Genomic DNA, 6,585 nt, shown 5'->3' with positions numbered 1-6,585 from the left:
GCGCAGCATCATCAGACAGCCCAGCGGCGTGCAAGGCACCATGGACTTCTGCCCCGTGCCCAGCAGCCCCACATTCGAGATATGGAACCCGTCCACATCCTTGGCCGGATCAATCGCGTTGATCACCAGATCCTCGTTCAGATGCTGTGGCAAGGGCAGCTGCACAAGGATCCCGTGCACCGCCGGATCTGCATTCAGCCGGTCGATCAGCGCCAGCAGATCCGCCTCCGAGGTGTCCGCGTCGAGCTTATGCTCGAAGGAATTCATGCCGACCTCGACGGTCATCTTCCCCTTCGAGCGCACGTAAACCTGGCTGGCGGGATCCTCGCCCACCAGCACCACCGCAAGCCCGGGTGTGATGCCGTGCTCCTCGCGCAGCCGCGCCACATGGCCTGCCACCTTCTGGCGCACCGTGGCCGCAAACGCTTTGCCGTCGATTACTGTTGCTGTCATGTCGACCCCTCGGAATTGCGGATGGCGCGTTCCAACGCATGCCACAGGGCATTGGCAAAGCTGCGCATCCCCAAAACGGTTAGTTCAGTGGCGCTGCGTCGGATCACAAACACTGTCATGTGATCCAGACCTGTGCGAACGACCCGTCCCGGTGCCAGATCCTCGACCGCGACGTTCACCAGTTTTTCCAACAGCTGCGCCAGCCTTTGTGCCGCTGATGCCGACAGGTTCAATGTCACGAAACCATCGGTCTGTTCGGTGACGGCGCAGCCCGGGGCCTGAGGGACGACTTGCGCCACCACATCCGCCTCGGCTTGGCCCGGCAGTTCCAGCATCCACTGGCCGCGCCCCATCCAGAATGCACCAGCGCGGGCATTGGCGGAGACACCGGACACATCGGGCAAGGTCAGGCCGAATGGTGTGGGCGCGGGATAACCTGCGCGCAAAGCGATCGAGGCCAGTCCAAGGGTCGCATCCTCGGCCAGGATGACCGAGCCGATGCGGGCTTCGCGCGGCACCACGGTCCCCAGCGCGGTTTGCGGGATCAAGGGGCTTAGGTCAGTCACGCAGGCGTCCTCCGTCAGGATCGATGAAATGGGGGGACACCACGCGCACGGCGACCTCAGCACCTTCCAGCGGATTGGCGGCGACAATCGTATCCCCCAAGCGGTCTGCGCCGCCTTCCAGATAGGCCAGCGCGATATAGCTTTGCAGATGTGGCGAATAGCACGCGGAGGTTACCCAGCCGAGGTCATGGTCAAGATCGCGTGGCGCGGTCCGGTCGAACAGATGCGCGCCAGAGGGCGCCATCTGCTGTGCATCCACAGGCTGAAGCCCCACCAGAATGCGCCGGTCGGCGGCCAGCCCCTCGCGCCGAGACATCACCGCGCCGATGCTGTCCTTTTTCTGCGACACCATGCGCCCCAATCCCAACATCCGGGCCGTGGTCTGCCCATTCAGCTCGGCACCCGCGGCATGACCCTTTTCGATGCGCAAAACGGCCAAGGCTTCGGTCCCGTAGGGTGTGACCCCAAGGTCCTGCCCCTGTTCCATCAGCCGTTCCATCAGCGCGGCCCCATAGCGGGCCGGCACAGCGATCTCAAAGGCCAGCTCGCCGGAGAAGGAGATACGGAACAGGCGGGCCCGCAACCCGCCGCAGATCGTCAATTCCGCACACGCCATGAAGGGGAAGCTGTCGTTCGACAGGTCAAAACCGTCGACGATACGCGACAAAAGCGTGCGCGCCTTCGGTCCGGCCACGGCAATCTGCGCCCAAGCATCGGTGGTGGATATCAACTGCACATCCAGTTCCGGCCACAGGCATTGATGCGCAAATTCCATGTTGCGATAGACCGCGCCTGCATTGGCCGTGGTGGTCGTGACCACGAAGTGATGCTCACCCATGCGCGCGCAGGTGCCATCGTCGAACAAATGCCCGTCCTCGCGCAGCATCAGCCCGTAACGGACCATGCCCACCTTCAGCGTGCCCATCATGTTGGCGTAAATGCGATTGAGGAATTCGCCCGCATCCGCGCCTTGAACGTCGATCTTGCCCAAGGTTGTGACATCGCAAATCCCGACAGCGGAGCGCACGGCCAGAACCTCTCGGTCGACGGTGGCGCGCCAAGTCGTCTCTGTGGGGCGGGGGAAATACTGGGCGCGCATCCACGGGCCCACCTCGACAAAGGTGGCGTTCTGGCCCGTGGCCCAATGATGGGTCGGGGTCAGGCGTTTGGGGCGGAACTGCAGGCCGGTGTCGCCGCCGCCCAGAACGCCCAGCGATACGCCGGTGTAAGGAGGGCGAAAGATCGTGGTGCCGGTGTCGGCGATGGTCTTGCCGGTCAGCTCTGCCATCACCGCCAGCGCGGTGACATTGGCGGTTTTGCCCTGATCGGTCGCCATGCCCAGCGTGGTCCAACGTTTGAGGTGTTCGACCGGCCGCATGTTTTCCTGATGCGCCAGAGCGATGTCTTTCACCGTGACATCGTTCTGGAAATCGACCCAGGCCCGTCCCTTGCCCGGCACCTGCCAAAAGGCCTCTTGCGCCGCCGGTGTGTCCTGCGCATCGGGAAGGGCAATCGCGGCGCTGGTGATGCCGATGCTGTCCAGCGCGGCCACGGTCACCTCGGTGCCGGAGCGCAAGGCTTGCGCTGTGCCGCCGTGACCTGCCGCAGCACCGGCGGGAAACTGGCCTGTGGGCCCATCGGAGCCAGGCACAAAGCTCAGCAGACCGGCGTCCCACTGCGGACGCCCACGATGATGCGAGGCCAGATGCAGGTTGGGGTTCCACCCCCCCGCCACGCCAAGCGCCCCCGCCGCGTGCCAGTGGCTTTGGCCGTTTTGCGTGATCTCGATGGCCGTTAGCCCATGGCGGCCTTTGGTGTTTGTCACACAGGCACCGTCAAACACTTGGTAGTCGCCAAACGCCCGCGCCCCTTTGCGCGTGTCGATCACGCCCAGAAGCTTGCCACCCTGTTTGAGAATATCCAGCGCGGTGCGGTGGCCATCGTCGCCGTTGGTAAACACGGCAATGGCGTCGGTGTCCTGCCGCACAGGGCTGGCGGCCCAGCGGTTGGCATAGGCGCGCAGGGCGCCTGCCAGCAGGATGCCCGGGCGGTCATTGTTGGCAAAGGGAATGTGCCGCTCTGTTGCGCCAGCGGCCAGAACGCAAGCCCGCGAGGTGATGCGCCACAGGGTCTGGCGGACTGTCTCACCTGACGTGGCAAGGTGATCGGACACCCGTTCGACCGCGCCATAGACGCCGTGGTCATAAGTGCCAAAAACCGTTGTCCGCGTCAGAATACGCACGTTCGGCAAGCTGTCGAGCTCGGCGCGAACCCGCGCCACCCAAGCGCTGGCCGCTGCGCCGTCCAACAGATCGCTTTCCATCAGCAACCTGCCGCCAAGGCGGAAATCCTCATCCGCGAGGATCACCTTGGCCCCCGCACGGCCCGCCGTCAGCGCCGCAGTCAGACCTGCGGCCCCGCCACCGATCACCAACAGATCGCAGTGCAAAAACCCCTTGTCATAGCTGTCGGGGTCCGGCTGCATCGACAGCCGCCCCAGACCGGCAGCATTGCGGATGACCGGCTCGTAGATCTTTTCCCAAAACGCGCGCGGCCACATGAAGGTCTTGTAGTAGAAGCCCGCCGTCAAAAAAGGCGCCATCACGTCGTTTACCGCCAGCAGATCGCGCCCCAGCGGACCAAGGTGGTTTTGCGACCGCGCAACAAGGCCATCGAACAGCTCTGTCACAGTGGCGCGCGTATTCGGCTCTTGTGCGGCACCCTCGCGCAGTTCCACCAGCGCGTTGGGCTCCTCTGACCCTGCGGAAAAGATGCCGCGCGGCCGGTGGTATTTGAAGCTGCGTCCCACCAGTTGCACGCCATTGGCCATCAGCGCAGACGCCAGCGTATCCCCAGAGAACCCGGTGTAGCTGCGACCGTTGAAGGTAAAGGTCATCGGGGTTGTGCGGTCAATCAAACCGCCGGACAAACGGGTCATCGTGCTGCTCGCTTGACGTCGGAGGCCAGTTCAGCGCCAAGGATCTCATGGGTGACGGTGTTGCGCGTGACGACCAGCCACGACCGGTCTCCTTGTTCGTGGAACCACAATTCGCGGTGGACCCCGGCAGGGTTGTCGCGCAGGAAAACGTAGTCACAAAAGGCTTCCTCGGCGGTCTCGCCCGTAGGGTCGGGGCGGTCCATCAGGGCCGCGTCACCCAAGTAGGTGAACTCCTGGGCATCACGCAGCCCGAGCAGGGGATGGGGGATCAACATATCAAAGCGCCTATCAATGCAGGTTGGGTTGGGCGCCGACGCCCTTTTCATCGATGACATAGCCACGGGCGAAACGGTCGAACCGAAAGGCCTTGGCGGTATCGTGCGGGACGTCACGGGCCAGCAGATGGGCAAAAGCGTAGCCGGAGGCAGGCGTCGCCTTGAACCCGCCGTAGTTCCAGCCGCCGTTGAAATACAGGCCCGCAATATCGGTCCGGTCGATGATCGGCGAGCCGTCCATGGACATATCGACAATGCCGCCCCAGTTGCGCAAAAGCCGCGCGCGCCCCAGCATCGGCATCAGCGCCATACCGCCTTCGAGCACATCCTCGACCACGGGCAAGCCACCCCGCTGGGCGTAGGAATTGTAGCCGTCCGGATCGCCGCCAAAGACCAGCCCGCCTTTGTCCGACTGCGAGATATAGAAATGGCCCGCACCAAAGGTGATCACACCGGGGATGACCGGCTTTAACCCTTCGGAGACGAAGGCCTGCAAAACATGGCTCTCGATCGGCAAGCGTCGCCCCGCCATCGCCATCACTCGGCTGGAATTGCCCGCGACGCAGACGCCGACCTTGCCCGCGCCGATATACCCGCGAGAGGTTTCAACGCCTTCGACCTGCCCGTCAGTGATGCGAAAACCGGTGACCTCGCAGTTCTGGATAATGTCGACGCCGCGACTGTCCGCCCCGCGCGCATAGCCCCAGGCCACACCGTCATGGCGCGCCGTACCGGCCCGTTCCTGCATCAATCCGCCCTTGATCGGAAAGCGGGCGTTGTCAAAGTTCAAAAACGGCACCATGTCGCGCAACTGCTCAGTGCTCAGCAGCCGTGCGCCTGCGCCCGACAGCATCATCGCATTGCCACGACGACGGTAGGCATCGCGCTGGCCGTCGCTGTGGATCAGGTTGATGATGCCGCGCTGGCTGACCATGGAGTTGAAATTGGTGTCCTGCTCCAGCCCCTCCCACAGCTTCATCGAGAATTCGTAGAACGGCTGGTTGCCCGGCAGCAGATAGTTCGACCGGATGATCGTGGTGTTGCGGCCCACGTTCCCTGACCCGATCCAGCCCTTTTCCAGAACGGCAATATTGGCCTGCCCGTACACTTTTGACAGGTAATAGGCGGTGGCCAACCCGTGACCGCCCCCGCCGATGATGACGATGTCATACTGCGCCTTCGGCGTGGGGTTGCGCCAAAGCGGCCCCCAGCCCTTGTGGCCGGTCAGCGCCTCTTTGATCACTTTGAAGCCCGAGAAAGTCATGCGTCTGCTCCGTTTCCTTCCCTGTTTATAGGGGCGGGAAATGCAGAGGATCTTCTTGTTACGGGTCGTATTTTGTCGGATACAGGACGTAGTGTCGAAATTCGGACAGGGCCCGCAGAATGCGCAGAATCGCTTTTCTTCTGGTGGACGGTTTTGCGCTGATGTCGACCGCTGCGGCGCTGGAACCCTTGCGCGCGGCGAATATGTTTGCGCCGACCCACGCCTATGACATCACGCTATTGTCGACCTCGGCCGAGGGGGCGCGCTCCTCTGTCGGGGCGGGGTTCGAAGCGCGACATTTCACCAAGGCGCAGCCCCTGTTCGATCTGGTTTTTGTGGTCGCAGGGGGCGATCCCGCGCGCCACAATGATGCGGGCCTGATGGCGTGGCTGCGGCAGGCGGACCGCAATGGCGTGGCGCTTGGCGGGATATCGGGCGGCGCGGTGATTCTGGCCAAGGCAGGGCTGCTGGCAGATCGCCGCTTTACCGTGCATTGGCACCATTACGATGATTTCGACGCCATGGGCGGCACATGGCTGTTGGAGCGGCGCCTGTTTGTCATCGACCGTGACCGCTACACCTGTGCGGGGGGATCGGCGCCGCTGGATATGATGCACGCGCTGATCGCGCGCGACTTTGGCAGCGGGTTCGCCCAACGGATTTCGGATTGGTTCATTCAGACCGATGTGCGCGGGGCCGACGCCCCGCAGCGCAAATCCATCGCCGCCCGTTACGGCCCTTTGCCCCCCATGGTCGAGGATGCAATCACCCTGATGGAAAGCCACATCGCCGACCCGCTGGACCAGACCCAACTGGCCAGCCTGACCGGTCGCTCTGTGCGGCAACTGCAGCGACAGTTTCGCGCGGCCCTTGGCCGCTCCGTGATGGAGGAATACCGCCGGATCCGTCTGGACACCGGCCGAGACCTTGTGCAGCGCAGCCGCCTGCCATTGTCAGAGATTGCCCAGCTGACCGGTTTTTCCACGCAGGCCCATTTCGGCGATGCCTTTCGGCGGCAGTTTGGGCATGCGCCCTCGCATTTGCGCAGGTCTGCGCCCCCTGCCCCGCAAACATGAAACAGGCCCGATC

Annotated in this window: 6 protein-coding genes; 1 reads left to right on the top strand and 5 read right to left on the bottom strand. The window is 63.5% G+C overall.

Annotated elements, in window-relative coordinates; translation table 11 throughout:
• The 5 genes from ACN5AZ_RS14895 to ACN5AZ_RS14875 all read right to left on the bottom strand — a co-directional run.
• A partial coding sequence (locus tag ACN5AZ_RS14895) for a tetrahydrofolate dehydrogenase/cyclohydrolase catalytic domain-containing protein (protein WP_419429680.1) occupies nt 1-453 on the bottom strand: 453 nt, incomplete at its 3' end.
• Nucleotides 450-1,019 carry a sarcosine oxidase subunit gamma gene (locus ACN5AZ_RS14890; protein WP_419429679.1) on the bottom strand — a complete coding sequence of 190 codons (570 nt, stop codon included), beginning with the start codon at nt 1,017-1,019 and terminating at the stop codon, nt 450-452. The genes ACN5AZ_RS14890 and ACN5AZ_RS14895, both read right to left, overlap by 4 nt.
• Nucleotides 1,012-3,957: a sarcosine oxidase subunit alpha family protein gene (locus ACN5AZ_RS14885; protein WP_419429678.1), complete on the bottom strand. Its 2,946-nt coding sequence runs from the start codon at nt 3,955-3,957 to the stop codon at nt 1,012-1,014. Before ACN5AZ_RS14885 ends, ACN5AZ_RS14890 begins: the two co-directional genes overlap by 8 nt.
• Complete coding sequence (locus ACN5AZ_RS14880; RefSeq protein WP_419429677.1) at nt 3,954-4,232, bottom strand: sarcosine oxidase subunit delta; 279 nt, start codon at nt 4,230-4,232, stop codon at nt 3,954-3,956. The genes ACN5AZ_RS14885 and ACN5AZ_RS14880 overlap by 4 nt, the downstream gene beginning before the upstream one ends.
• A 13-nt stretch (nt 4,233-4,245) precedes the next feature.
• Nucleotides 4,246-5,496, bottom strand: coding sequence for a sarcosine oxidase subunit beta family protein (locus ACN5AZ_RS14875; RefSeq protein ID WP_419429676.1), 1,251 nt, complete (start codon nt 5,494-5,496; stop codon nt 4,246-4,248).
• Between the two features lie 119 nt (nt 5,497-5,615).
• Between ACN5AZ_RS14875 and ACN5AZ_RS14870 the strand changes: the two genes are divergently transcribed.
• On the top strand, nt 5,616-6,572 hold the full coding sequence (locus tag ACN5AZ_RS14870; RefSeq protein ID WP_419429675.1) for a GlxA family transcriptional regulator: 957 nt from the start codon (nt 5,616-5,618) through the stop codon (nt 6,570-6,572).
• Nucleotides 6,573-6,585 lie beyond the last annotated feature (13 nt).

This window comes from Sagittula sp. SSi028 (genome assembly GCF_048553715.1).
In the GTDB taxonomy this organism is placed as follows: Bacteria; Pseudomonadota; Alphaproteobacteria; order Rhodobacterales; family Rhodobacteraceae; genus Sagittula.
Note: the sequence above shows the minus strand (reverse complement) of the source record. Positions and strands in the feature narration are given on the sequence as shown.

Coding starts and splice junctions, on each gene's coding strand:
- ACN5AZ_RS14885 (WP_419429678.1), bottom strand. CDS start 3,957: ATGACCCGTTTGTCCGGCGGTTTGATTGACCGCACAACCCCGATGACC.
- ACN5AZ_RS14875 (WP_419429676.1), bottom strand. CDS start 5,496: ATGACTTTCTCGGGCTTCAAAGTGATCAAAGAGGCGCTGACCGGCCAC.
- ACN5AZ_RS14880 (WP_419429677.1), bottom strand. CDS start 4,232: ATGTTGATCCCCCATCCCCTGCTCGGGCTGCGTGATGCCCAGGAGTTC.
- ACN5AZ_RS14870 (WP_419429675.1), top strand. CDS start 5,616: ATGCGCAGAATCGCTTTTCTTCTGGTGGACGGTTTTGCGCTGATGTCG.